19 protein-coding genes and 1 pseudogene are annotated in these 25,503 nt (G+C 33.0%); 14 read left to right on the top strand and 6 right to left on the bottom strand.

The features are described 5' to 3' along the window. Nucleotides 1-15 precede the first annotated feature (15 nt). Nucleotides 16-195 carry a C1orf53 family protein gene (locus FBFL15_RS11980; RefSeq protein WP_044032288.1) on the bottom strand — a complete coding sequence of 60 codons (180 nt, stop codon included), beginning with the start codon at nucleotides 193-195 and terminating at the stop codon, nucleotides 16-18. Between the two features lie 23 nt (nucleotides 196-218). Between FBFL15_RS11980 and FBFL15_RS11975 the strand changes: the two genes are divergently transcribed. From FBFL15_RS11975 to FBFL15_RS11950, 6 genes and pseudogenes are all read left to right on the top strand, one after another. Beyond that, a complete protein-coding gene (locus FBFL15_RS11975; protein WP_014084842.1) occupies nucleotides 219-551 on the top strand; it encodes a hypothetical protein in 333 nt (110 codons plus the stop codon). Beyond that, nucleotides 548-1,450, top strand: a complete 903-nt coding sequence (locus FBFL15_RS11970) for a 1-aminocyclopropane-1-carboxylate deaminase/D-cysteine desulfhydrase (RefSeq protein WP_014084841.1) — start codon at nucleotides 548-550, stop codon at nucleotides 1,448-1,450. The genes FBFL15_RS11975 and FBFL15_RS11970 overlap by 4 nt, the downstream gene beginning before the upstream one ends. Next, nucleotides 1,447-2,871 carry a glucosaminidase domain-containing protein gene (locus FBFL15_RS15835; protein ID WP_014084840.1) on the top strand — a complete coding sequence of 475 codons (1,425 nt, stop codon included), beginning with the start codon at nucleotides 1,447-1,449 and terminating at the stop codon, nucleotides 2,869-2,871. The genes FBFL15_RS11970 and FBFL15_RS15835 overlap by 4 nt, the downstream gene beginning before the upstream one ends. A gap of 1 nt (nucleotide 2,872) precedes the next feature. Further along, nucleotides 2,873-4,159, top strand: coding sequence for a glutamate-1-semialdehyde 2,1-aminomutase (hemL, locus tag FBFL15_RS11960; protein WP_014084839.1), 1,287 nt, complete (start codon nucleotides 2,873-2,875; stop codon nucleotides 4,157-4,159). Between the two features lie 559 nt (nucleotides 4,160-4,718). Continuing rightward, entirely contained in the window at nucleotides 4,719-7,088 is a 2,370-nt protein-coding gene (locus FBFL15_RS11955; RefSeq protein WP_014084838.1) for an outer membrane beta-barrel family protein, read from the top strand. Nucleotides 7,089-7,293: 205 nt separating this feature from the next. Continuing rightward, nucleotides 7,294-8,370 (top strand): annotated as a pseudogene (locus tag FBFL15_RS11950) (peptidase domain-containing ABC transporter); the annotation flags it as partial. 86 nt (nucleotides 8,371-8,456) lie between these two features. Here FBFL15_RS11950 and FBFL15_RS11945 read toward each other — a convergent pair. Both FBFL15_RS11945 and FBFL15_RS11940 read right to left on the bottom strand, forming a co-directional pair. Next, a complete protein-coding gene (locus tag FBFL15_RS11945; protein ID WP_014084837.1) occupies nucleotides 8,457-8,807 on the bottom strand; it encodes a hypothetical protein in 351 nt (116 codons plus the stop codon). Nucleotides 8,808-8,875: 68 nt separating this feature from the next. After that, nucleotides 8,876-9,331 (bottom strand): hypothetical protein, encoded by a 456-nt coding sequence (locus FBFL15_RS11940; protein WP_014084836.1) that lies wholly within the window; start codon nucleotides 9,329-9,331, stop codon nucleotides 8,876-8,878. Between the two features lie 212 nt (nucleotides 9,332-9,543). On the opposite strand from FBFL15_RS11940, the gene FBFL15_RS11935 reads away from it, so the two are divergent. From FBFL15_RS11935 to dnaG, 5 genes are all read left to right on the top strand, one after another. After that, entirely contained in the window at nucleotides 9,544-11,526 is a 1,983-nt protein-coding gene (locus tag FBFL15_RS11935; RefSeq protein WP_014084835.1) for a urocanate hydratase, read from the top strand. 65 nt (nucleotides 11,527-11,591) lie between these two features. Further along, nucleotides 11,592-12,563 carry a J domain-containing protein gene (locus FBFL15_RS11930; protein ID WP_014084834.1) on the top strand — a complete coding sequence of 324 codons (972 nt, stop codon included), beginning with the start codon at nucleotides 11,592-11,594 and terminating at the stop codon, nucleotides 12,561-12,563. Between the two features lie 900 nt (nucleotides 12,564-13,463). Then, entirely contained in the window at nucleotides 13,464-13,943 is a 480-nt protein-coding gene (gene purE / locus FBFL15_RS11925; protein ID WP_014084833.1) for a 5-(carboxyamino)imidazole ribonucleotide mutase, read from the top strand. Between the two features lie 208 nt (nucleotides 13,944-14,151). Next, entirely contained in the window at nucleotides 14,152-16,179 is a 2,028-nt protein-coding gene (locus tag FBFL15_RS11920; protein ID WP_014084832.1) for a M3 family metallopeptidase, read from the top strand. Between the two features lie 274 nt (nucleotides 16,180-16,453). Then, a complete protein-coding gene (dnaG, locus tag FBFL15_RS11915; RefSeq protein ID WP_014084831.1) occupies nucleotides 16,454-18,436 on the top strand; it encodes a DNA primase in 1,983 nt (660 codons plus the stop codon). Here the strand turns inward: dnaG and FBFL15_RS11910 are convergent. Together FBFL15_RS11910 and nadE are read right to left on the bottom strand one after the other, a co-directional pair. Beyond that, nucleotides 18,433-19,062 carry a LuxR C-terminal-related transcriptional regulator gene (locus tag FBFL15_RS11910; RefSeq protein ID WP_014084830.1) on the bottom strand — a complete coding sequence of 210 codons (630 nt, stop codon included), beginning with the start codon at nucleotides 19,060-19,062 and terminating at the stop codon, nucleotides 18,433-18,435. The genes dnaG and FBFL15_RS11910 overlap by 4 nt on opposite strands. A gap of 102 nt (nucleotides 19,063-19,164) precedes the next feature. Further along, complete coding sequence (gene nadE, locus FBFL15_RS11905; protein ID WP_014084829.1) at nucleotides 19,165-19,956, bottom strand: NAD(+) synthase; 792 nt, start codon at nucleotides 19,954-19,956, stop codon at nucleotides 19,165-19,167. A gap of 242 nt (nucleotides 19,957-20,198) precedes the next feature. On the opposite strand from nadE, the gene gldB reads away from it, so the two are divergent. After that, nucleotides 20,199-21,161 (top strand): gliding motility lipoprotein GldB, encoded by a 963-nt coding sequence (gene gldB / locus FBFL15_RS11900; protein ID WP_014084828.1) that lies wholly within the window; start codon nucleotides 20,199-20,201, stop codon nucleotides 21,159-21,161. Next, a complete protein-coding gene (gene gldC / locus FBFL15_RS11895) occupies nucleotides 21,161-21,490 on the top strand; it encodes a gliding motility protein GldC (protein ID WP_014084827.1) in 330 nt (109 codons plus the stop codon). The genes gldB and gldC overlap by 1 nt, the downstream gene beginning before the upstream one ends. A 25-nt stretch (nucleotides 21,491-21,515) precedes the next feature. Here the strand turns inward: gldC and FBFL15_RS11890 are convergent, their stop codons facing one another. Continuing rightward, complete coding sequence (locus FBFL15_RS11890) at nucleotides 21,516-22,187, bottom strand: ribonuclease HII (protein ID WP_014084826.1); 672 nt, start codon at nucleotides 22,185-22,187, stop codon at nucleotides 21,516-21,518. A gap of 170 nt (nucleotides 22,188-22,357) precedes the next feature. Here FBFL15_RS11890 and FBFL15_RS11885 point away from each other — a divergent pair, with 170 nt between their 5' ends. After that, nucleotides 22,358-25,498: a SusC/RagA family TonB-linked outer membrane protein gene (locus FBFL15_RS11885; protein ID WP_014084825.1), complete on the top strand. Its 3,141-nt coding sequence runs from the start codon at nucleotides 22,358-22,360 to the stop codon at nucleotides 25,496-25,498. The last annotated feature ends 5 nt before the right edge of the window (nucleotides 25,499-25,503 follow it).

Here is a 25,503-nt window from a genome sequence, read left to right as displayed (position 1 = left end):
AAAAAGATTTACTTTTTATGTTTTTTTGAAAGTATTGGTTTTTTTATCAAAATGATAAGGACAATGTTTGCAACCATTTTTGCAACAATAACCACGTTTTAAATGGTATTGAGCCGTAAAAACTTTATATCCCATTTCCGAAAGATAGTAATCTTCGTTGAGAATTAATTTATTGTTGTTGTTAGACTTTTCCATGATGCAAATTTACAAATAAAATAATGCTAGTCCTCATTTCTAAATATTTTGTCCCAAAAGGTTATGTTGGTATAACCATTTTCCCATTTGTGTTTTTGAAAAACAAGCAATTGAAAAACAATAAATGCTTGATCAACCACGAAAAAATCCATCTCAAACAACAACTAGAACTTCTTATCATTCCGTTTTTTATATGGTATTTGATTGATTTTTTTATTCAATATTACCGATTCAAAAACAAAAATGCAGCATACAGAAATATTGTTTTTGAAAAAGAAGCTTATGCAAACGAACAAAATTTGAATTATTTAACCGAAAGAAAAATGTATAATTTTTTGAAATATATAAATAAATGACCCCAATAAATCAATTGATATGCAAAGACGAGGCTAAAAATATTGCGGTATATATGAAACGAATCGATAGGATACATCCACAAATATCGGGCAATAAATTTTATAAATTGCACTACAATTTGAAGCAAGCATTGGCCGAAAACCACAAAAAGGTGCTCACCTTTGGGGGGGCTTTTTCAAATCATATAGCGGCAACTGCTTTTGCGGGTCAATCGCTTGGTTTACAAACCGTTGGCGTGATAAGAGGCGAAGAATTGGCCCACAAAATACACGAAAATCCAACCCTAAAACAAGCACAAGAGTATGGCATGACATTTGAATTTGTATCGCGAGAGACCTACAGAAACAAAAACACATCCGAATTTTTAGCAACTCTAAACGAAAAATTGGGATCCTTCTACACCATTCCCGAAGGGGGAACAAACGCATTGGCCATAGAAGGATGTGAAGAAATTCTTGATTTTAATGACAAAAATTTTAATTATATTTGCACCGCTGTTGGCACTGGAGGTACCATTTCTGGATTGATTAATAGTGCCGAAGCCCATCAAAAAGTTTTGGGATTTCCAGCTTTAAAAGGATCGTTTTTAAATGACGACATACAGCAATGGACTACCAAAAACAATTGGGAACTTATTCAGGATTATCATTTTGGAGGCTATGGCAAAATGACTGTTGCCTTAATTGCGTTTATGAACCAATTTTTGGAAGCCTATCAAATACTTTTAGATCCTGTTTATACAGCAAAGATGGTTTTTGGCGTTTTTGATTTAATTGAAAAACAATATTTTGAAAACAATGCAACCATATTGATGATTCATACTGGTGGTCTTCAGGGTATTGAAGGTATGAATCGGGTTTTAGAAAAGAAAAAAATAAATAAAATAAATATAAAATGATTAAGAAAATTGCTTTTTTCGGCCTTGTTATTTTAGCAATGGGTTGCAAATCAAGTAAAAATTATGCACCAAATTCGACTAATTTGAATAATAGAAACAAAAAAGTGCAAGCCGTTACTGCCATTCCAAAAACACTCGACGACGGCACTATCGAAATGCGATCTGATGCAGAAGTGCTAGAGGCTACAACTCGAGTAAAAGTAACTACGGAAATGATTTTGAATTACATTAAAACCTATAAAAATGTAGCTCAAGACGATATGAAAAAATTTGGTATTCCTGCCAGTATCACATTGGCACAAGCCATATTAGAGTCAGGTGCGGGTACTGGTCCATTGAGTGTAAAGGCAAACAACCATTTTGGAATAAAATGCCATACTGAATGGACAGGAGCTAGCATATTGTACAACGACGATTCGCCTAACGAATGTTTTAGAAAATATGAAAATCCGAGCCAATCCTTTGACGACCATTCTCAGTTTTTGTCTAAAAGAGACCGTTATGCCGGACTATTTTTGCTTGAAAAAAATGATTATACTGCTTGGGCCAAAGGACTTAAACAAGCGGGCTATGCAACAGATGTTAAATATCCCGAAAAATTAATTTCTATTATCGAAAAATACAAATTGTATCAGTACGACGAGGCTGTTTTGGGCATAAAAACACCCATAAATCCAAAACCAACAGAAACACCAAAAACCAACAACCCAATTAACAACCCACAAGAAACCGTTGTAAACAAAACTTTTCATACAGTTCAGCCCAAAGAAACTTTTTATTCGATTGCCAAAAAATACCATTTGACGGTGGCTCAATTACAACAAATCAACAACATTACCGATGGCAAATTAAATATTGGAATGACATTAAATGTCGATCCAAGTCAAAAAAGTGCAGTACAAGCTCCAAGTATGACTCCAAAAGACACTACAACCACAGTGGCACCAAAAGAAAGTATAGCCACTACAACTCCAATGGAGGTAGTAAAAGACAGTATTCCAACCGTTGTAAATCCCAACGAAGTAGCTGTACATGAGCCAGTTGCAAAAACAATTTGGTACAAAGTGCAACCCAAAGACACCTTTTATGGCATTGCCAAAAAGCACAACATGAGCGTAGCACAATTGCAACAAATCAACAACATTACCGATGGCAAACTCTCTATTGGCATGTCGTTAAAAGTGGCTTCAGACATACAAACCGCTGTTTTGCCAAAACCCGAAAACCCAACGGCAGTCAAACCAGATACGGCATTACCTACAAATGATGCAAAACCAGATGTAGTATATTATGTAGTACAGCCCAAAGACACCATGTATTCGATAGCCAAAAAATTCAATCTAACCATAGAAAAATTACAAGAAATAAATCAAATTACCGACGGAAAACTTTCTGTTGGTTTCAAATTAAAAGTCAAATAACATGTTATACAAACGCAGTAGTGCCTTATTTGCCGAAGCCGAAGCCGTAATTCCAGGAGGAGTTAATTCGCCTGTTCGAGCATTTAAAGGAGTAGGGGGAACGCCCATTTTTGTAAAAAGTGCCAAAGGAGCTTATCTATTAGACGAAGACAACAACCGATTGATAGACTACATCAATTCATGGGGCCCCATGATTTTGGGTCACGCCTTTGAGCCCGTTGTTCAAGCAGTAATAGCAAAAGCAAAATTGGGAACTTCCTTTGGAATGCCCACGGCTCTCGAAACCGAAATTGCCACATTGGCCATTGCAATGGTACCCAACATCGATAAAATCAGATTTGTAAACTCGGGTACCGAGGCCTGCATGAGTGCCATCAGATTAGCAAGAGGCTACACCAAACGAGACAAAATTATCAAATTTGCGGGGTGCTACCACGGACATTCAGATTCATTTTTAATTCAGGCGGGTAGCGGTGCCAGTACCTTTGGCACACCCAATAGCCCCGGAGTTACAGCAGGCACCGCAAAAGATACCTTGCTAGCAAATTACAATGATTTAGAAAACGTACAAAACTTGATTGCCGCCAATCCAAACGAAATTGCAGCCATCATCATAGAGCCTGTAGCAGGCAACATGGGGTGTGTGCCGCCACAAAAAGGATTTTTAGAAGGCCTACGACAATTGTGTACCACAAACAACATTTTGCTTATTTTTGATGAGGTCATGACGGGCTTCCGATTAGCAAAAGGGGGTGCCCAAGAACTATTTGACATCCAGGCCGACATCGTTTGTTTTGGCAAAGTAATAGGTGGCGGCTTGCCTGTTGGGGCTTTTGCAGCCCGAAACGAAATCATGAACTACCTAGCCCCAATGGGCCCTGTTTATCAAGCAGGAACACTCTCTGGAAATCCCTTGGCCATGGCCGCAGGACTTGCCATGCTCCAATCCATTCAAAACGACGAACATTTATTTGAACGATTAGAACAAAAAACAGCCTATTTGCACAACGGCATCGAAAATGTATTGATTCAAAATCAAATCGATTTTACGATAAACAGAGTAGGCTCGATGATTTCGGTTCATTTTGATGCGAAACCCGTAACCAATTTTGAAACAGCCAAAAATGGCGACAACCCATTATTCAAAAAATTCTTTCACGGATTGTTGGCCGAAGGGGTTTATATTGCACCATCGGCCTACGAAACTTGGTTTATAACCGATGCCCTCACTTATGACGATTTGGATTTTACCATCAAAGCCATTGATAAAGTAACCAAAAATTTTTAAAACAATAAAAACCGTTTCAATACAAATGAAACGGTTTTTTTTTGAATCATAATAAATATTCCATACAATTAACATTTGGGCGTGCCCCTCCGTAATCTACGGGTCGGGCTATCCGTTCCAAACAATGTTCATTGGACTCCAAAAGAAATATAATATTGTGAAATAATCTTATTTACCCCAATAAGTGGGGCAAAAAAGGATTTCCAATGCAATCCCTCACGCAAAAGAACAGTAAAATAAAATCATGAGTATATTTAATTGAATGTATAGAATATTCCTCAAATAATTATAAACAATAATAGATAAGATTACAAATTACAAAGCAATTGATTTTCAATGAATTAAATGAATAAATTGTAATAATTTTCAAAAAAAAAAAATAAAAATAGAGAAAAATATTTGGTTTGTATATTTTTTGTTTTAAGTTTGTAATCAAATAATGAATCAGAAGTACAAAGATATACATATAACAGAATATTTCGCATTATGAAGATGTGATGTTTTAAAAAAACGTATTATATGCTATATAATATACCAGAATAAATTAAAAAAGTAAAAAATGACTAAATTCACAATTTTTTTATGGCTATTTGTATTACCATTTGGAGTTTTGGCACAAGTAAAAATCAGTGGACAAATAACAGACTCACAAAACAAACCTCTTGAGTTATTAGAAGTGCAACTGCAAAACAATCAAGCCCTTATAACCCATAGCGATTTGACAGACAGCAAGGGCAACTTTAGCCTCACAACACCCAAAGGCACATATACTTTGTTGATAAAACATCTGGGCAAAGTACTGAAAGAACAAACAATAAATGCCTCTCAAGACGTTAATTTAGGCATTATTATCCTAAACGACACCCCACAACAACTGCAAGAAGTAGTTGTAAACTCCAAAAAGAAACTCATCGAACGCAAAGTAGATAGACTAGTTTTCAATGTAGAAAACAGCATTTCAGCCTCGGGTGGCGATGCTATTGATGCCTTAAAAATCACACCAGGTATAAGAGTACAAAATGATGCAATCTCAATGATTGGCAAAAGTGGTATGGCAGTTATGGTTAATGATAGAATTATACAATTAAGAGGTGAAGACGTGGTTAATTATTTAAAGACTTTATCATCAGACGACATAAAAAAAATTGAAGTAATAACAACACCGCCAGCTAAATATGATGCAGAGGGTAATAGTGGTTTAATTAATATTGTTCTTAAACAAGGTGTTCTTAATTCATGGTCAAATTCCATTAGGAGTGCTTATATTCAAACGACGTACCCTTCAGTAAGTATGGGCAACACATTAAATTATTCTAAAAATAAGTTTAATATAAGAGCAACTGTAGATGGAAAAGTTGGTAATGAGCTTGGTATAGATATTATAGATATTCAATATGCAGACCAAAAATGGGAAACAACAAACAATAGAAAGATATCTCAAAACTTTTATTCTTCTGACATATTCATTGAATATATTTCAAAGAAATCAAAAATAGGGTTTAATTATATATTAAACAATAGTATACCTAATATTAATGACAATTACATTGCTAAAATTAATTCTTTAAGTGGAGTTTCAAGTATTTTATCAAATGGCAACGTTAATCAAAACAATATTAATCATTCATTTAATGTTCATTTATATCAGACATTAGATACTATTGGTAAAAAAGTTGGTGTTGAATTAGATTATGTAAATTATAAATCAAGTAGAGATAGAAATTTTTTAACAAGAAATTTTGATATTAATCAAATTCAAACAAATTTATATTCTGGTTTAAACAATGGATCACAGAAAATTGATATATATAGTGCTAGAGTTGATGTTGAACATCCTAATAAATACTTTAATTTATCTTATGGAGCTAAAATTTCAACAACCAAAACAAATAATGATGTTAGTTTTTTCGAAACAACAAGCGGTATGCCAATTATTGATTTGACTCAAACGGATAATTTTCTTTATACAGAAAATACACAAGCTTTATACATTAATGGAAATAAAAATATTTCTGAAAAATGGAGTATCCAGTTAGGTTTAAGATACGAATTTACACAAACTTTAGGTGAGTCTATAACATTAGCTCAGAATAATAAACTCAAATATAATCAATTTTTTCCTACTTTTTATTTACAACATACTGCCAATGAAAACAATATATTCAATATTAATTATAGTAAGAGAATAAAAAGGCCTACATTTAGCGAATTAAATCCATTTAGATGGTATATTAACGAATATTCTTATGCCGAGGGCAATCCTTTTTTACAACCTTCTTTTGCAGACAATTTTGAGTTTACACATATCTATAAAAGTAAACTTATAAGCACAATGTTTTTTCAGTATAACACTAATGGTTTTGGTCAAGTACCAGTAAATAAAGATCTTGAATTAGCAATATTAAGAAAAAATTTCTATAATTACTACACTATTGGTATTTCTGAAACATATATATTTAATAAGTTCTCATGGTGGCAATCACAAAATACGTTATATACTTTTTATACTGATTCCAAAATAATTTCGGAAGGAATTCAACTTAAACCATTAAATGGTTTTACATATAATATTTCCACTAATAACTCATTTATATTAAATAAAAATAAAACATTAACAGCAGAAGTAAGTTTTAATTACCAAGGACCTATGAGTATTTTAATTGCTGATCAAGATAGTAATTATAGTTTAGACTTTGGAGTAAGATATTTTATGTTAGATAAAAATTTACAAATTTCTTTTAATGTTTATGACTTATTTAAAACAAGTTTTTCTGATTCAAGAATTGTATCAAATAATACATTATATACCTTTAACGAATTTAGCGATAATAGATATTTTAAGCTTTCTGCTATTTATAAATTCGGTAATAAAAAAATTAATATTGAAGAAAAGGATTCTAATTTAGAAGAAAAAGGAAGAATTAAATAAAATTGAACTGTTGAGTATTTGTAGTGTACAATGCGAAAAATATGATTATTAAATGGCGGAAATCGAAAAATAAAAGATAAACAAAGAAAAACTTCCAACGAAGACGAAAAATCGAGAATTGGGTATTAATAAAATAATTTTTTATATAATAAATGGGAATGATTGATAAAATTTGTAACCCCTAAAAAAAACAAATAACAGGAAGATACAACATAAACTTTTTAAAATAAATATTAGAATTTTAAAAATTGACCAAATTCAGCTTACAGGCTTTGAGTTTATTAATCAAATAAAAAACATATTGGTTACTTTTCTTGCGGCCACATTAGTTGTAAAAGGCAAGATGACATTGGGCGAACTATTGAGCGTTTCCTATATCGTTGGTCAAATGAATTCCCCAGTCAATCAATTAGTAAGTTTCTTCCGCTCGCTTCAAGATGCAAAATTGAGTTTAGAGCGTTTAAATGAGGTTCAAAACCACCCAACCGAAGAACAATCAGAAAATCAAAAAACAATTTTAATATCTGACAATCATATTCAAAAATCAGAAATAAAATTTAATAACGTATCATTCCAATACGAAGGGCCAAAATCTCCATTTGTACTAAAAGATATTAATTTCACAATTCCCGATGGAAAAATAACCGCAATAGTTGGAGCAAGCGGAAGCGGAAAAACCACTTTGATGAAATTGTTGTTAAAATTTTATGAGCCCACACAAGGAGATTTATTTTTTAATTCCGAAAACATCAACCACATTTCGCCCAAAAGTTTGCGTAAAAATTGTGGTGTAGTCATGCAAGACGGTTTCATTTTCTCTGATACAATCGAAAGAAATATTGCCACAGGCGATGAAAACATCAATAAAGAAAAGCTACTAAACGCTGTAAAAATAGCCAATATAGAAGGTTTTATAAACGCATTACCATTGGGCTATAATACTAAAATTGGAGCATCGGGCAATGGAATTTCAGGCGGTCAAAAGCAAAGGATTCTTATTGCAAGAGCGGTTTATAAAAACCCTCATTATATATTTTTTGACGAAGCCACATCGGCACTTGATGCCGAAAACGAAAAAATCATACACGATAATTTGCAACTATTTTTTAAAGGAAAAACCGTTCTAATAATCGCCCATCGTTTAAGCACCGTTAAAAATACCGACCAAATTATAGTACTCAAAAATGGAGAAATTGCAGAAATAGGCAACCACGCACAACTAGTACAAAACAAAGCCGATTATTTCAATTTAGTAAAAAATCAACTAGAATTGGGAAATTAACGCCGTTTGGTATAAAAAAAAATCTTTGTCAAAGTGCTACACTTTGACAAAGACATCAGTAAAAAATGGGGTGTTACGACACCAAATTATTTTTTAGATTTCAATTTATCAGTACCCACTAGTTGGTTGTACAAGGCTGTGTTGGCAACTAATTTTTCTAATTGTTTGCCATTTATCGAAGCCTGAATTTTTGCAGCAACCACTTGGCTCATAATGTTTTTACGATCGTCTGAAGCTTCTGGATTGTTCATCAACTCTTCTTTCATTAAAAACAAATTTTTGAACTCTTCAATTCTGTTTTCGTCCAAATTCAAAAACTTTACCATCGTAACGGCTTGATTTTTAGCTAATTGTTCGTTGGTAGCTTTGTTTTCTTGTGCAAAAGCCCCCATCGAAAAAGCCATAAATAATGTAAAAGCAGCTATTATTTTTTTCATAATATATTTTTTTAGTGAAATAATTAATCAAAATTAAAAAATATTTCATTAAAATCAAAATTTATTTTTTATTTCTCCATCATGGCTTCTTTTTTTTCGTGACCACGGTCTCGTTTTTCGGCTTTAAAAGCTTCTCTTTTGTCTTTTCTTTCGGCTTTTATTTTTTCAAATTTGGCCCATTGGTCAGCATTCAAAATAGTTTTCAATTGTTGGTCTGCGGCATCTCTTTCTGCTTGCATTTGGTCTCTCATGGCTTTTCTTTCGGCTTTTTTGGCTTCCATTATTTTGGCTCTTTCGTCCATCATTGCCGCTCTTTTTTTGCCTTGCTCTGCCATCAATTGCCTTACTTGGTCTTGTTGTTTGGTGTCCAAATTCAAGTCTTTTGTTAGCCTTTTCAACCGCATTTCGTCTCTTTCTTCAGGAGACATTTGCTCCATACCACCTTTTTCTGGTCGGTGTTTTCTTTCTTGTGCAAAACCTGTTGTCCCAACAAGTATCATTGCTAATAAAACGATTTTTTTCATTATTTAAGTATTAATTAAAATTTATAGACATAGGACAATCAATAGTTTAAGAAGTTTAATCCTTAACAAAATTTTGTGAGTTAGTCGTTTTATTAATCAGACATTTTTATACCTGGCTATCCCTAATAGTTAATTTTTTCAAAAAGCCTTTTGTTAAAAAATTTAAAATAAAAAAAATGTTTATATTTGAAACAAAAAATAAACATTTTGTTATGAATTTTCAAGACCATATCAAACAAGGTATTCCATCTAGTTTGCCCAATCCAAAACCTTTTGATGCAACTATCAACCATGCTCCAAAAAGGAAAGATATTTTAACTGATCAAGAAAAAAAATTGGCTCTTCGCAACGCACTTCGTTATTTTGATGCCCAACATCATGCCGAGTTATTACCCGAATTTAAGGCCGAATTAGAACAATTTGGACGGATATATATGTACCGTTTTCGACCAGATTATACAATGTATGCCCGACCAATTTCAGAATATCCAGGTCAATCTCTTCAAGCAAAGGCCATTATGCTAATGATTCAAAACAATTTGGATAATGCCGTTGCCCAACATCCCCACGAGTTGATTACTTATGGTGGCAATGGAGCTGTTTTTCAAAATTGGGCTCAGTATTTGCTTACTATGCAATACCTGTCTGAAATGACAGACCAACAAACGCTTGTCATGTATTCGGGGCATCCAATGGGACTTTTCCCATCACATATTGATGCTCCACGGGTTGTGGTTACAAACGGGATGGTAATTCCAAACTACTCAAAACCAGACGATTGGGAACGGATGAATGCTCTAGGTGTGTCGCAATATGGTCAAATGACAGCGGGTAGTTATATGTACATTGGCCCTCAAGGCATAGTACATGGCACCACCATAACGGTTTTAAATGGTTTCAGAAAAATTAAAAAATCACCAAAAGGCGGTTTATTTGTAACCTCTGGACTTGGCGGCATGTCTGGAGCACAACCAAAAGCTGGAAATATTGCGGGCTGTGTTACCATTTGTGCCGAGGTAAATCCAAAAATTACCAACATTAGGCATACTCAAGGTTGGATAAACGAAATAATTTCCGATTTGGATCAGCTCGTAGTTCGGGTTCGATTGGCTTTACAAAACCACGAATCGGTTTCTATTGCTTACCTTGGTAATGTGGTAGATGTTTGGGAAAAGTTAGATGCAGAAAATATAACTATCGATTTAGGTTCCGACCAAACATCGTTGCACAACCCTTGGTCAGGAGGCTATTATCCCGTAGGAATTTCTTTTGAAGAGGCCAACGAAATGATGGCCAACGAACCCGAAAAGTTCAAACAAGCCGTACAACTTTCTCTTTGCCGTCATGCCGAAGCTATAAACAAACATACTGCAAAAGGAACTTACTTTTTTGATTATGGAAACGCCTTTTTGCTCGAAGCCTCCAGAGCAGGAGCCAACGTAATGGCACACAATAATATAGATTTTAAATACCCTAGCTATGTGCAGGACATTATGGGGCCCATGTGTTTTGACTATGGTTTTGGCCCTTTCAGATGGGTTTGTACCTCGGGCGACCCCGCAGATTTAGACAAAACAGATGCTATTGCCTGTCAGGTTTTGGAAAGCATGATGGCCAATGCTCCCCAAGAAATCCGACAGCAAATGGCCGATAACATCCAATGGATTAAAGGAGCAAGCAACAACAAATTGGTTGTTGGTTCACAGGCCAGAATCCTTTATGCCGATGCCGAAGGTCGTATAAAAATAGCCGAAGCATTTAACCAAGCTATTGCTCGTGGCGACATTGGTTATATTGTTTTGGGTAGGGATCACCATGATGTATCTGGTACAGATTCGCCTTACAGAGAAACCTCAAATATTTACGATGGCTCTCGTTATACCGCCGACATGGCCATTCAAAACGTTATTGGCGACAGCTTTAGAGGGGCCACATGGGTGTCTATCCACAATGGTGGTGGAGTAGGGTGGGGCGAAGTTATCAATGGGGGCTTTGGTATGTTGCTCGACGGTACTCCCGAAGCTTCCCGTAAACTAGAAAACATGCTTTTTTGGGATGTAAACAACGGCATTGCTCGTAGAAACTGGGCCAGAAACGAAGGGGCTATTTTTGCCATCAAACGGGCTATGCAACAACAGCCGTTGCTCAAAGTTACACTTCCAAATATAGTAGCCGAAGATATTTTGAGTTTGTAATAGTGGGGTTAAACATTTAATTATTATTTTTGTAAAATCATATTTCAATTCATAAACCCAATAACATGACTGATAAAATTCAAATTATTCTGAAGCAATCTGAAGGCGAAAAGAAGAACAAAAAAATGGAAGACATTGCCAAAAAAAGCCTCAAAATAGAAAAATTAAAAGCAGATAATGAAAAATTATTGGGTAAAATTATCTATTTAAAAAACCTTTTTAATGATGTTGCAAAAGATAAAATAACCACTTTTTTAGCAATCAAGGAACAACATATTGAGTTTTTAATTGATAACACATCAGAAGATCTTTTTTCTGAAGATGAAGTGGAAATAATAATAGAAATTATTCAAAATGAATTGATTTTTATAGAAAATTTTGGTGGTGTTTCTGATAAATTAAGAGAAAAAACTACGGTATTTTTTCAACAATTATTGATAAATCAAGAACAAGAAAACGAAGACCTTAATAGAATAGCTTTCGAAATGATGATGGAACAAATGGGTTTAGATGTGGATCCAGATGATTTTGATTGTAATGACTTTAATTCGCCAGAATTTAAACAAAAAATTCACGAAAAAATCAACGAAAAAGCCGCTTTTGAAACCCAACAAGCAGCACAGGAAAAGGTTGAAAAAACAGATATTGATTTTCAAAAATTGTATAAAAAATTAGCCAAAATAGTGCATCCTGATTTATGCAAGTCTGATGAAGATAAACTAGCAAAAGAAAGTTTGATGAAAAGCTTAACCACAGCTTGGGAAAACAGAGATTATTATGAAATTTTATCACTTTGGATCATGATTGACCCAGAAAATACAGTGGGGTTGACATTAAATGAAAAAAATCAAAAAAATATTATCAAACAATTAAACGAAAAAATCAATCTTTTGGAAGTTGAAAATTGGAAAATTAAAAACAATTATGAAGACACGTCTTTTTATTATCAAAATTTTTATGCGATAAAAGAACAAACAATTTTAAACAAAATCAAAAAATTTAATATTGAATTAGAAGAAAAAACTGAAATAACATAACAATTATTAAAAAAATATAAATTAAAAAATGGATTTACCAAAGCCATAAAAGCCAAATTGAAAGAAAAGAAACGGCAAATGCAATTATACGATTTGGATTTTGACGAATTATTAAGCTTTTTCAACAGCAGTGAGCATTAAAACAATAAGGTTGTATTCTAATATTAACAGCATTTTGCGTTAGGGAAAGTAGTGGAAATTCTTTAGAAGCCCCCTGTCCCCAAAGAGGCAATGTCATTAAGTTAATATAGACACTGTTTTGTCATTTCGACGAAGGAGGAATCGCATTAGTTGTTCTCGTTATGTGAATTAGCTTCGCTGAACTAACGTTTCTCCCTTTGGTCGAAATGACAAAATATTACTTAACCTAATGACATTACACAAAAAAAGGGAAGGAGTATTGCACAAATACAACTTCTGAATGGGTGTCAAAAAAGATTATTTCACAATATTATATATCTTTTGGAGTTCAATGAACGTTGTTTGAAACGGATAGCCCGACCCTTGTAGGAATGCCTAAAATTGGCTTCATCTAATTTGCTGTACTAATTAGAATATAACCAAAAATAACAAGGGTAGTCATTTTTTAGCCTTGTTGTTTTTGTTACCAACTTTTTTCATAAAGATTTTGAAAATAGGACAATTTATTCAGGAGAAAAATATTTTGCCAAACCAATGAGGTTGATACCAATGATTTAATTGTTTTACTTTCAAAAGAAAGTAAAATATAAAAAAAAACGTATTCCTATTTAAGAGCCATTCAAGAAGAATTCAATATTGATATTTGGAACATTGTTCCATAAAATTAAAACCATTAAAAACCCTACTCACCCCTAGTAGGATTTCCCAGTGTAGCTACTCCTCCTTCGGGGGATGGGGGGCTTGGGATAGGGGGCTGATATGAAAATAGCCATCATCATGGGAAGCATCTCGGACATGCCCGTTATGCAAGACGCCATCGACATTTTAAAAGAATTTGGAATCGAAACGGAAGTCGATATTGTTTCGGCACACCGAACGCCCGAAAAATTATTTGATTTCAGTAAAAACGCACATACAAGAGGCATTTCTGTCATTATTGCAGGGGCTGGTGGTGCAGCACATTTGCCCGGAATGGTCGCTTCCATGAGTCCGTTGCCCGTAATCGGAGTACCCGTAAAATCTAGCAATTCTATCGATGGATGGGATTCTGTTTTGTCCATTTTGCAAATGCCAGGCGGTGTTCCTGTGGCTACTGTAGCACTTAATGGTGCAAAAAATGCGGGCATTTTAGCCGCACAAATTATTGGAAGTCAAAACAATAGAGTTTTAGATAAAATAATTTTGTACAAAGAAACATTAAAAGAATCCGTAATAAAGGCATCAAAAAGTTTAAAATAAAAAAAGTCCCTAAAATTAATTAGGGACTTCCTGAAAATCTATTAATAATGAAATTAAAATATCTTTTATTTGGGTGTAAAAAAAATAAATTTCAAAATTAATTTAAAAAAAAATAATAAATAAAATAATTCGGTACAAATATAAAAAGTTTTATCTATTAAACAACAATTTAATGACTTTTTTTTGAAAAATAATAAAAAAAATGAAAATGACGCCAATAACTTTTCCTTATCAAACTAAATTTGACAGTACTCCATTTTCTAAAATAGCAATTGACGACTTTAAACCGTTGTTTTTACAAGCTATTGAGGAAGCAAAAGCCGAAATAGAGGCAATTTTGAATCAAAATGAAAGCCCTAGTTTTCAGAATACGATAGAAACATTGGAATTTTCGGGTGCCAAATTAGACCGAATTTCAAGTCTTTTTTTCAACCTTAATGCAGCAGAAACGTCCGATGCCTTGCAACAATTGGCCCAAGAAATAGCACCTTTATTAACAGCGTTTAGTAATGATATCACTTTAAATGTACAATTGTTTGAAAAAATCAAAACCGTTTACAGCCAAATCAATCAATTAAACCTAAATTCAGAGCAATTGACACTTTTGAATAACAAATACAAAAATTTTGTAAGAAATGGAGCTTTGTTAAACGAAGATCAAAAATCAAAACTACGTGAAATTGATACTCAATTGTCTTCATTGAAATTGACTTTTGGCGAAAATGTATTGGCGGAAACCAACAACTATATGCTGCATATTACAAATGTCGAGGATTTAAAAGGCTTGCCCGAAGGAGTAATTGAAGCAGCCCAGGCTGAAGCAAAAGCAAAAAATGTTGTGGGATGGGTCTTTACATTAGACCATCCAAGTTATATTCCATTTGTAACCTATTCTGAAAATAGACAGTTGCGAAAAGAAATAACGATTGCAGCAGGCAAAAAAGCTTTTCAAAACAACCCATTTGATAATCAAAAAATTACGTTACAAATTGCCAATTTACGTTTTGAAAGGGCCCAATTATTAGGGTATCAATCACATGCTGATTTTGTTTTGGAAGAAAGAATGGCTAAAAATCCTAATACAGTCATTACTTTTCTTAATGATTTGGTATTAAAAGCAAAACCTGCAGCCCAAAAAGAGTTTGAAGCATTATCTCAATTTGCTTTGGAATTAGACGGTATTCAAACCCTCGAAAAATGGGATAGTGCTTATTATTCCGAAAAATTGAAACAAAAATTATTTCAATTAGACGACGAAATGTTGAAGCCTTATTTCAAGCTCGATAATGTTTTACAAGGTGCATTTACCATTGCCCAAAAATTATACGGAATACAATTTGTAGAAATATTCGATATAGAAAAATACCATCAAGATGTAATTACGTATAAAGTTGTCGATCAAGATGACAATTTTGTAGCTTTATTTTATGCAGATTTTTTCCCAAGAAAAGGCAAACGAAATGGTGCTTGGATGACTTCTTTTAAAAGTCAAATGATTCAAAACCACTCCAACGAAAGACCTCACATTTCAAATGTTTGCAATTTTACAAAACCTACCGATACCAAACCGTCATTGCTTACATTCAACGAGGTAACGACTCTTTTTCATGAATTTGGACATGGATTACATGGTATTTTAGCCAATACTACCTATCCGAGCTTGTCTGGAACATCTGTATATTGGGATTTTGTAGAATTGCCTAGTCAAATCATGGAGAATTGGTGCTATGAACCAGAGGCTTTAAGCCTATTTGCAAAACATTATCAATCAGGCGAAGTGATTCCACAAGAATATATCGAAAAAATTAAAGAAAGTGCCAGTTTTCAACAAGGATTGGCCACCATGCGTCAGTTAAGTTTTGGATTGTTGGATATGGCTTTTCATGCCAATGATCCGTCCAAAATTCAAGATATTAAAGCATTTGAAAAAACAGTATTTGATCCATTAACATTTTATCCAGATGTAGATGAAAACTGCATGAGCGTGTCTTTTTCACACATTTTTCAAGGAGGCTATTCCTCGGGTTATTATAGCTACAAATGGGCAGAGGTTTTAGATGCCGATGCGTTTGAATTTTTTAAAGAAAATGGTGTTTTTAATCCAAAAATAGCACAATTATTTAAAGATCATGTACTTTCGCAGGGTGGAACGCAGCATCCAATGGAGTTGTACAAAAAATTTAGAGGACAAGAACCAAAACCCGAAGCTCTTTTGAAAAGAGCAGGACTAATTTAATACTAAAATCGGCTAAATTCTAATTAAAAAAGCAAATAGGCTTAACAGCTTTTGGGCCTAACCACAAGGCTCGGGCTAACCGTTTCAAACAACGTTCATTGAACTCCAAAAGACATATAATATTGTGAAAATATCTTTTTTGATTACACATTCAGAAACTATATTCGTGCAAGACAACACCCCTTTTGGGGGCTGGGGGGGGTCTAAAAGGATTTCCAATGCTATCCCTATAAAATGCCAAATTAAAATAGAATTTAGTCCTAAAAAAAAAAATATGATTTCAAAATCATCAATAGAAACCGTGTTTGAAACTGCTCGAATAGAGGAGGTAATTGGCGATTTCGTAAATTTAAAGCGGGCTGGTTCCAATTTAAAAGGATTGAGCCCTTTTTCAGACGAACGTTCGCCGTCTTTTATGGTGTCGCCAGTCAAACAAATTTGGAAAGATTTTAGTTCAGGCAAAGGGGGCAATGCTGTCACCTTTTTGATGGAACACGAACATTTTACATATCCAGAAGCCATCAGGTATTTAGCCAAAAAGTACAATATCGAATTGGAAGAAACCATACAATCCGACGATGATAAAATGAAATTTGATGCTAAAGAAAGTATGTATTTAGTATCTGAATTTGCAAAAAAATATTTCCAAAATACATTATTAAACCTCGAAGAAGGTAAGGCAATTGGTTTAACTTATTTCAAAGAAAGGGGTTTTACACTCGAAACCATCAAAAAATTTAGTCTTGGGTATTCTCCCGAAACTTGGGATGCCTTTACAAAAGAAGCTCTAGGACAAGGCTACAAATTGGACTTTTTGATTAGCACAGGCCTATCCATTCCAAAAGACGACAGACCTTTTGATAGATTTAAAGGCAGAGTCATGTTTCCTATAGAAAGTATGTCGGGCAGAACATTAGGTTTTGGCGGTAGAATTTTGACAAATGACAAAAAAGCAGCCAAATATTTAAACTCACCAGAAAGCGAAATATATCATAAATCAAAAGTTTTGTATGGTATTTTTCAGGCAAAACAAGCCATTTCTAAGCAAAATAATTGTTATTTAGTCGAAGGATATACAGATGTTATTCAATTTCATCAATCGGGTATTGAAAATGTTGTAGCCTCATCGGGTACGGCATTAACACCCGATCAAATCCGATTAATTAACCGTTTAACCAAAAATATTACGGTACTTTTTGATGGTGATGCTGCTGGATTAAGGGCCTCGATTAGAGGTATCGACCTGATTTTAGAAGAGGGTATGAATGTCAAAGTATGCACTTTTCCTGATGGAGAAGATCCAGATAGTTTTGCAAAAAAAAATACTTATGAAGTTTTAACTTCTTATTTAGAAAAAAACGCAAAAGATTTCATTCAATTTAAAGCTTCGTTATTGATGGATGAAGCACAAAACGACCCCATCAAAAAGGCGGATTTGATTAGGGATATGGTCGTTAGTATTTCTAAAATACCAGATCGTATCCAACGAGAAATTTATATCCAAGAGTGTTCTAGAATTATGGATATTTCTGAACAAGTATTGCAAAATACTTTGGCACAAATGTTTCAAAAAAACCTATCAGATGATCAAAAAAAACAAATCAAAAACACCAAAACATTTGAAGTTCAAAAAGCCACTCCAGTGGTACAAGAATCCAAAGTTGATTTATTGCATCAGTTAGAAAAATCTATTATTGGGATATTATTGCTTTATGGAAATGAAAAAATTGAATACGACAATGTTTTTTTAAAAATTGACGAAACAGGAAAAGAAAAATGGATAGTCGAAAAAATTGAAAACAAAATATTTGAAATCATTTATATGAACCTTCAGGAAGATGAAGTAGCCTTTTCAAATGATATTTTCAGAGGAATTTATGAAGATTTGGTTGGGATTTATCTTAGAAATGAACAATTGGATTCAAAAAATTATATCCATACGGTTCAGCCAGCATATTCGCAAGTATTAACAGATTTGTTAATGGACGATGAAAAATACCAATTACATGGCTGGTTTGACAAAAAACAAGTTGTAGTAAAAGACAAGCACAATGAAGAAGTTTTGCAAAGATTAGTTACAGATACTATAATTGCATACAGAGAACACTTGATAACACAGGTGAATACAGAATTAATACAAGAGGTATTAAATCCAAAAATCATAGACAAAACCGAAATTTTATCTATGATTAATGAATATAATAAGCTAAAAGTTACTATAACTCGCCGCATTGGAAGAATGCGAACAAGTAATTAAACTATTTTTAAATCTTTAGCTTTGTGTACCAAATCAACTAAATTAGTAACATCTAATTTTTGCAACAAACGCAATTTGTATGTACCAATAGTTTTTTCGTTAAGGTCTAGAATTTGAGCAATCTCTTTGTTTTTCTTACCTGCACTGAAATAACGTAAAACTTCTATTTCGCGAGTTGATAATTTTTTGAATAATCTTTCGCTTTTTGGAGTTTTTGCATTAGTTTCAATCGTTTCAAGGATATCATCGCTAACGAAGATTTCCCCTTGAGCCACTCTGATAATTGCATTTCTTAATTTTTCGATAGGCTCTGTTTTTGAAACATACCCTTTAACACCAATTTTCAATGCATTTGGAGCATACATGTTTTCTGAAAGAGCACTGTAGATAACCACTTTAATTTGTGGATCGTCTTTCAACATAGCTTTGATTTCCAAAATACTTGACAAATCATGAATGTTCAAATCAATTACAAGTACATTGTAATCGAATTGTGTTATTGCAGCTTTTGCTTCTGCAAATGAATTAACATTGGCTACCAAAGTAACATCAATGCTGTCTTTAAAATACGCCTTAGTTGCATAATGCACTATAGGAAAATTGTCGGCAATACAAACTTTAATCATAGTATTATCATTTAATTATTAATAAGTAGAATTTGATTACAAATGTATATAATAAAATATTACTAAACAAATTTTTATCGTTAAAAAGTTAAAAAAAAACGATTAAAGTCTAAAAACAGGAATTTCTCTCATTTTATGTTTGTTAGTAGTGTTTAATTTCTTATAAATTTCCAAAACTTTTTGTTCTCTTTCTGTGAGTATTTCTTTATTATTATTGTTTTCAATGAACAACATAGCCCACTCAAGTTCCTCATAAGTAGCTCCAAGCTGTTGCTCATCGGTTCTTTCGTCTCCAAAAAGGCCATCTGTTGGGGCTGCTTTTTGTATTTTTTCATCGATTCCTAAATATGATGCCAATTCGTAAACGTCTGATTTCATTAAATCTGCAATCGGACTTAAATCCACACCACCATCTCCATATTTTGTAAAAAAGCCAACACCAAAATCTTCAACTTTGTTGCCCGTACCAGCAACCAATAATCCATAGATACCTGCATAATAATACAAAGTTGTCATTCTTAACCTAGATCTTGAATTGGCTAATGCTAATTGTTGTTTGTCATCGGCCACTTCTTGACGCACTTGATTTTTAAATGTTTCAAAAACGGGTGTCAAATCTGCCAATTTTGAGGAAACATTTGAAAACCTATTTTTTAAATCGTCAATATGTTTTTTGCCTCTACTCACCTGATTGGGGTCTTGGTGGATAGGCATTTCTACACACAATACTTCCAATCCTGTTTGTGCACATAATGTAGAGGTAACGGCAGAATCAATACCACCCGAAATGCCAACTACAAATCCGTTCATTTTTGCATTCGTTGCATAGTCTTTCAACCATGCTACTATATTTTTATTGACTAATTCAATATTTAATTTACTCTTTTTTGTCATAATGTTTTATTTTTTAAAAATTCGCTTTGTATATTTGCAAAAATAATCATTTATTTATCAGCTTCCTTATTATAGGATTACAAAGCTTATTTTATATATAAAAGTTCTGTTCAGACAATAACTTTTTTAAGGCAAAAAGACTTTTTGATACATAATTATATTGATTAGTATTAAAAAGAAAATTAATTATAGTACAAATTAACAAAAAAATAAATTAATAAAACAAATTTTTATTTAAAATAATGAAAAAAATATTTTTTTTAATTGCATTGGCATTATTTCTTAATTCATGTAATCATAAATCAAAAGACGAAAAAGACATTGAAAAAACGGTTGTAAACATTAAGATTACTCGTTTTGATAAATTATTTTTTGAATCAAAACCCTCAAATTTGACTAAATTAAAACTTGAATTTCCTTATTTTTTCCCAGCCGGAAATCCTGATACCGTTTGGACTAATAAAATGACAAATCCACTTTGGCAAGAACTTTATAAGGAAGTGCAAAAAAAATATCCCAATACAGATAAATTGCAATCGGATATTGAAAATGTAGTACAACATATAAAATATTATTATCCTAAATCGCAAAATCCAAAAGTAATTACACTTATTTCTGAAATGGATTATAATTTCAAAACAATATATGCAGATAGTATTATACTTGTTCCGCTCGAATTGTATTTAGGAAAAGACCATCGCTTTTACCAAAATGAATTTCCTGATTATATCAAACAAAATTTTGAACCGCAGCGCATTCCTGCCGATTTAGTTGAGAATTTTGCCATTCAAAAAATAGCACCACCATCCAACAAAGATTTGTTATCCTATATGATATATGCTGGAAAAATATTGTATATGAAAGATAAATTTTTGCCCAATATGACAGACGAAGACAAAATGGGATATAAAAAAGAACAAATCAATTGGTGTTTGGAAAACGAAAACTATATTTGGCGGTTTTTTATAGACAATAATTTATTATATGACACCGATCCAAAATTGGCCCCTCGATTTGTAAATCCTGCCCCATTTTCTAAATTTTATTTGGAAATAGACAACGAATCGCCTGGTAGTGTAGGTGCTTGGATAGGCTGGCAAATCGTAAGGTCATATATGGAAAATAACGATACCAAACTAACTGACGTCATGGCAATGGATGCCAAAGCTATTTTTGAAAAATCTAAATATAAACCCAAAAAATAATGAGCGATTCAAATACTTCCGAAATAAAATTTTTAATTGATTTAGACGAAAACAGAGTACCCGAAAAATTGTTTTGGACAGCCCGAGACGGCGGTGTTTCTATGGAAGAGTCAAAAGCTATCATGCTATCTATTTGGGATAGTAAGGCAAAAGAGTCGTTGCGGATAGACCTTTGGACAAAAGATATGCCAGTGGACGAAATGAAAATGTTTTTTCATCAAACACTTGTGGCTATGTCCGACACCTTTCAACGTGCTACTGGCGACGAAAAAATGGCAGCTACAATGAAAGATTTTTGTGATTATTTTGCAGAAAAATTACAATTATAAAATTTTCTATTACTCCTATATATTATTAAAAATCTAAACCCAATTGTATGGCGTTGTCGGATTTTAATTTAAAACTTTTTCGATGATAGGGCGATAAACCATATTTGGCTATGGCTTCTCGGTGGTCTTTTGTTGGATATCCTTTGTTTTTATCCCAATGATACATCGGATATTCTTCGTGTATCACATTCATATAATCATCACGATAAGTTTTGGCCAAAATAGAAGCCGCAGCAATACTCAAATAGTTTGCATCACCTTTTATTATACTCGAAAAAGGAATGTTGTTATAGTGTCTCATGCCATTTTCATCCATGGGACTTTTGATTAAAGGCCTATTGCCATCTACTATAATATATATAGGTTGTGGCTCTAATTTGTCTATACAAGTTCTCATGGCCAATAAAGATGCGTTCAAAATATTGATTTCGTCAATAATGTTTGGTTCAATATGAGTAACTGCATGAGCAACAGCCAGTTTTTCGATAATAGGTCTCAAAAAAAATCGATCTTTTTCCGACATTTGTTTGGAATCATTCATTTTAGACCAATAAGTTGTATCCAAATCAGCCTCAATATCCAAAGATATATTGGGATTAATCACTGCGGCAGCCGTAACAGGCCCAGCCAAGCACCCCCTTCCAGCTTCATCTGTGCCAGCTTCAAGTATTATGGAGTAATAATGGGATTTGAGCATTGAGAAATAGAATATTTGGCAAAAATAGATAATAAATTTTAAACAATTATTAAAAACTATAACCTTATAAAAAAATATTATTTCAAAAAAACACAAAAAAGAGTGTTAATATTTGGTTAATTAAGAAATAATTAAGAAGTTTGCATAATACTAACTCAAATAAAAAAAGTATGAGATCAAAATTCAAATGGATTTATACGCTATTGTTAGCGTTGGCAATGCAGTTTTCGTTTGCACAAGAGAAAACTGTTACGGGTGTAGTGTCTGATGCTACGGGTACATTACCTGGTGCAAATGTTGTAGTTCAAGGAACTAAAAACAGCACACAAACAGATTTAGATGGGAAATATACTATTAAAGCCAAACAAGGCGATGTTTTAGTTTTTTCTTATGTTGGAATGAACAATTCAACTGTTAAAGTTGGTACTTCAAACAATTATAATGTAAAATTAGCCTCTGGTAAGGAATTAGAGACTGTTGTAGTAACAGGATCATTAGGTATTAAGAAAAAGAAAGATGGAGTTACAAACTCATTTACTGTAATTTCTGCTAAAGAGATGGGTGTAGCTGCTAATCCAAATGCAATTAGGAGTTTAACAGGTAAAGTAGCTGGATTACAAATTAACAATGTATCTAATGGTGTTAATGGTAATACTACTGTGAAATTAAGAACACCTATATCTTTTTCCACATCTGGTGATGCCTTAATAATTATTGACGGAGTACCTTCAAATGCACAAAATTTTGCTTCTATGCCACCTTCAATGATTGAAAGTGTGAACGTAATTAAAGGAGCTCAAGGTGCGGCAATTTATGGAGAATTAGGAGTTGGTGGTGTAATTGTTGTAACAACAAAAAGAGCTGTCAAAGGCGATAAAGTTTCGGTTGAGTACAATTCAGCAGTTGATTTTGAAACTATTTCTTTTGTTCCTAAAAAACAATTAAAGTATGGACAAGGATGGAGCGGTGCATGGGATCCTTTGGAAAATGGAGGTTGGGGTGAATTATTTGACGGATCTATTAGACAAGTAGGTTTACAACAACCAAACGGAACTTTTATTGAAGCTCCTTATACTGGTATTAAAGATAATTTAAAACAGTTTTATAAATCAGGAAGTATCATTCAAAATGGTGTAGCTGTTAGAGTTGGGTCTGAAAATGCTTATGCTAATTTTAGTGCAGATAATCAATTGAGAGATTTCGTAGTAAAAGGTGATAATTTTAAAAGAAGTAATTTCTTGTTTAAAGGTGGAGTAACTGGTAAGAGATGGGCGTTAGATGGGCAATTCAATTATAGAACGTCTAAAACAAATCAATCTAATGCTGGAACTACTTTATTAGAATTACAACAAGGAGCTGCAAACATTCCAATTGGGCAATTTGATAATGGAGATGGACAAGCAGGTTGGACAGTGTATTATAACAATCCTTTTTGGAGAAGAGATAATAATAGAATAGAAGATAATGTTGATTTTTATAACACTGTGGCCAATATTTCATTCAATGTTAATAAAAATTTAACATTAAAATATAATGGAGGAATAAGAAATACTATTTCTAAACAATTGTCATATCAAAATGAATTAATAGAAACAATTGCTGATGGTGTTGGGTCTATAGGACAGGTATCAAGCTTTTATCAATATGTTCAAAATTCACGAAATTTTTATGGAGATTTAATGTTAGATTTAAAATATGATTTAACAGATAATTTATCATTAAGTGGTTTGATTGGTCATAATATGAGAAAAAACACTTCAAATACTATATCTCAAGGTGGGCAAAATTTAGATATTCCAGGTTGGTATCATATTCAAAATGTTTTAAGTCCAGATTCACCTAGTAGTTTGGTTAATTCAGTTTCAGAATATACTTCAACTGCTGAATTTGCTAATTTTGATTTTTCTTATAAAGATTATTTATTTTTAAATTTAACTGGTAGATATGAACATGTTTCTCAATTATTACCAGGAAATAGAGATTATTTTTACCCTTCTGCGGGAGTTTCTTTTATGCCAACAAAATGGAAAGACTTAACTTCTGCCAACATAAGTTATTTGAAAATTTTTGCAAATTATACTAACGTAGGAAATACATCGGCAGTTTCTAATTATAGAGTACTAAATTATGGATCATTAGGAACTGGATTCCCATTTTCAAATACGGGGAATTCATTTAATGATCAATTTTCATTTGTAGATCCAAATATTAAACCAGAATATTATAAAACTATTGAAGCTGGTTTTGTTTTAGGAATGTTTAATGATAAAGTTACACTAGATTTTGCTGCGTTTAAGACAGATACAAAGAATGCTATTAGTAGTGTATCTACTTCTACATCAACAGGTAATTTGTCAAAGTTAGCTAATGTAGGAAGCATTGCAACTAAAGGATTAGAGGCTAGTATAACATTTGCACCATATAAAACAGATAATTTTAATTGGACAACAAGTGTAAATTTTTCGACATACAGAAATGAAGTTTTAAGTTTAGAAGGGTCTAATAAAACAGTTACATTATATAATGTAAATGATGCCGCAAATTCAAGTATTAATGGGGCAATTGTAGCTACTGTAGGTCAACCTTTTCCATATTTACAAGGGTCAGATTGGTTAAGAGATGATCAAGGAAGAGTAATTATCAATGCTACTACGGGTTTACCATCTGTTAATCCTGTACAACAAAATTTAGGACGTGTAACACCTGATTATACTTTAGGGTTAACAAATTCTATCAATTACAAAGGGATAGGATTATCGTTTACAATGGATTATAGAAAAGGTGGAAAATTATTTTCTGAAACAATTTACAATATGACATGGTCTGGGCATTTAGAAGAAACTGCAGACTATGACAGAGATTTAGGGTTTATTTATCCCAATTCTGTACTTTCAACAACTGGACAACCAAATACTAGTGTTTACACAGCGGCTGGATATGGATCAAATGGTAGTATTGCTTATGCCAATACATTGGCTGGTTTGGGTGCTCATAATGTAGTTGACGCAACTGCTTTTAAATTAAGAGAAGTGTCTTTAAGTTATTCATTACCAGCTAAATATACGGATAAATTAGGTTTAACAACATTAAAGTTTAGTATTAACGCTAGAAACCCTATTATTATTTTAGCTAATAATAATAAAGGATATACTGATCCAGAAGCATCAAGCGTATATGACGCAACAACTACGAATGCAGCTAGGAGAACAACGTCTGCAGCAAATACAAATGCAGCAGCTTCAGGATTTTCTCAAGTGGCTCAATATCCATCTACAAGAACATTTGGTTTTGCATTAAATGTAGGATTTTAATTAAA

This window comes from Flavobacterium branchiophilum FL-15, assembly GCF_000253275.1.
GTDB classification, from domain to species: Bacteria; Bacteroidota; Bacteroidia; order Flavobacteriales; family Flavobacteriaceae; genus Flavobacterium; species Flavobacterium branchiophilum.
Note: the sequence above shows the minus strand (reverse complement) of the source record. Positions and strands in the feature narration are given on the sequence as shown.

Bases quoted from the DNA above. Each gene is read 5' to 3' on its own strand.
- FBFL15_RS11890 (WP_014084826.1), bottom strand. From the start codon at position 22,187: ATGCTCAAATCCCATTATTACTCCATAATACTTGAAGCTGGCACAGAT.
- FBFL15_RS11940 (WP_014084836.1), bottom strand. From the start codon at position 9,331: ATGAAAAAAATCGTTTTATTAGCAATGATACTTGTTGGGACAACAGGT.
- gldB (WP_014084828.1), top strand. From the start codon at position 20,199: ATGAAAAAAATATTTTTTTTAATTGCATTGGCATTATTTCTTAATTCA.
- FBFL15_RS11930 (WP_014084834.1), top strand. From the start codon at position 11,592: ATGACTGATAAAATTCAAATTATTCTGAAGCAATCTGAAGGCGAAAAG.
- FBFL15_RS11970 (WP_014084841.1), top strand. From the start codon at position 548: ATGACCCCAATAAATCAATTGATATGCAAAGACGAGGCTAAAAATATT.
- FBFL15_RS11885 (WP_014084825.1), top strand. From the start codon at position 22,358: ATGAGATCAAAATTCAAATGGATTTATACGCTATTGTTAGCGTTGGCA.
- nadE (WP_014084829.1), bottom strand. From the start codon at position 19,956: ATGACAAAAAAGAGTAAATTAAATATTGAATTAGTCAATAAAAATATA.
- FBFL15_RS11955 (WP_014084838.1), top strand. From the start codon at position 4,719: ATGACTAAATTCACAATTTTTTTATGGCTATTTGTATTACCATTTGGA.
- FBFL15_RS11980 (WP_044032288.1), bottom strand. From the start codon at position 195: ATGGAAAAGTCTAACAACAACAATAAATTAATTCTCAACGAAGATTAC.
- FBFL15_RS11975 (WP_014084842.1), top strand. From the start codon at position 219: ATGCTAGTCCTCATTTCTAAATATTTTGTCCCAAAAGGTTATGTTGGT.
- FBFL15_RS11945 (WP_014084837.1), bottom strand. From the start codon at position 8,807: ATGAAAAAAATAATAGCTGCTTTTACATTATTTATGGCTTTTTCGATG.
- purE (WP_014084833.1), top strand. From the start codon at position 13,464: ATGAAAATAGCCATCATCATGGGAAGCATCTCGGACATGCCCGTTATG.
- hemL (WP_014084839.1), top strand. From the start codon at position 2,873: ATGTTATACAAACGCAGTAGTGCCTTATTTGCCGAAGCCGAAGCCGTA.
- FBFL15_RS15835 (WP_014084840.1), top strand. From the start codon at position 1,447: ATGATTAAGAAAATTGCTTTTTTCGGCCTTGTTATTTTAGCAATGGGT.
- dnaG (WP_014084831.1), top strand. From the start codon at position 16,454: ATGATTTCAAAATCATCAATAGAAACCGTGTTTGAAACTGCTCGAATA.
- FBFL15_RS11910 (WP_014084830.1), bottom strand. From the start codon at position 19,062: ATGATTAAAGTTTGTATTGCCGACAATTTTCCTATAGTGCATTATGCA.
- gldC (WP_014084827.1), top strand. From the start codon at position 21,161: ATGAGCGATTCAAATACTTCCGAAATAAAATTTTTAATTGATTTAGAC.
- FBFL15_RS11935 (WP_014084835.1), top strand. From the start codon at position 9,544: ATGAATTTTCAAGACCATATCAAACAAGGTATTCCATCTAGTTTGCCC.
- FBFL15_RS11920 (WP_014084832.1), top strand. From the start codon at position 14,152: ATGACGCCAATAACTTTTCCTTATCAAACTAAATTTGACAGTACTCCA.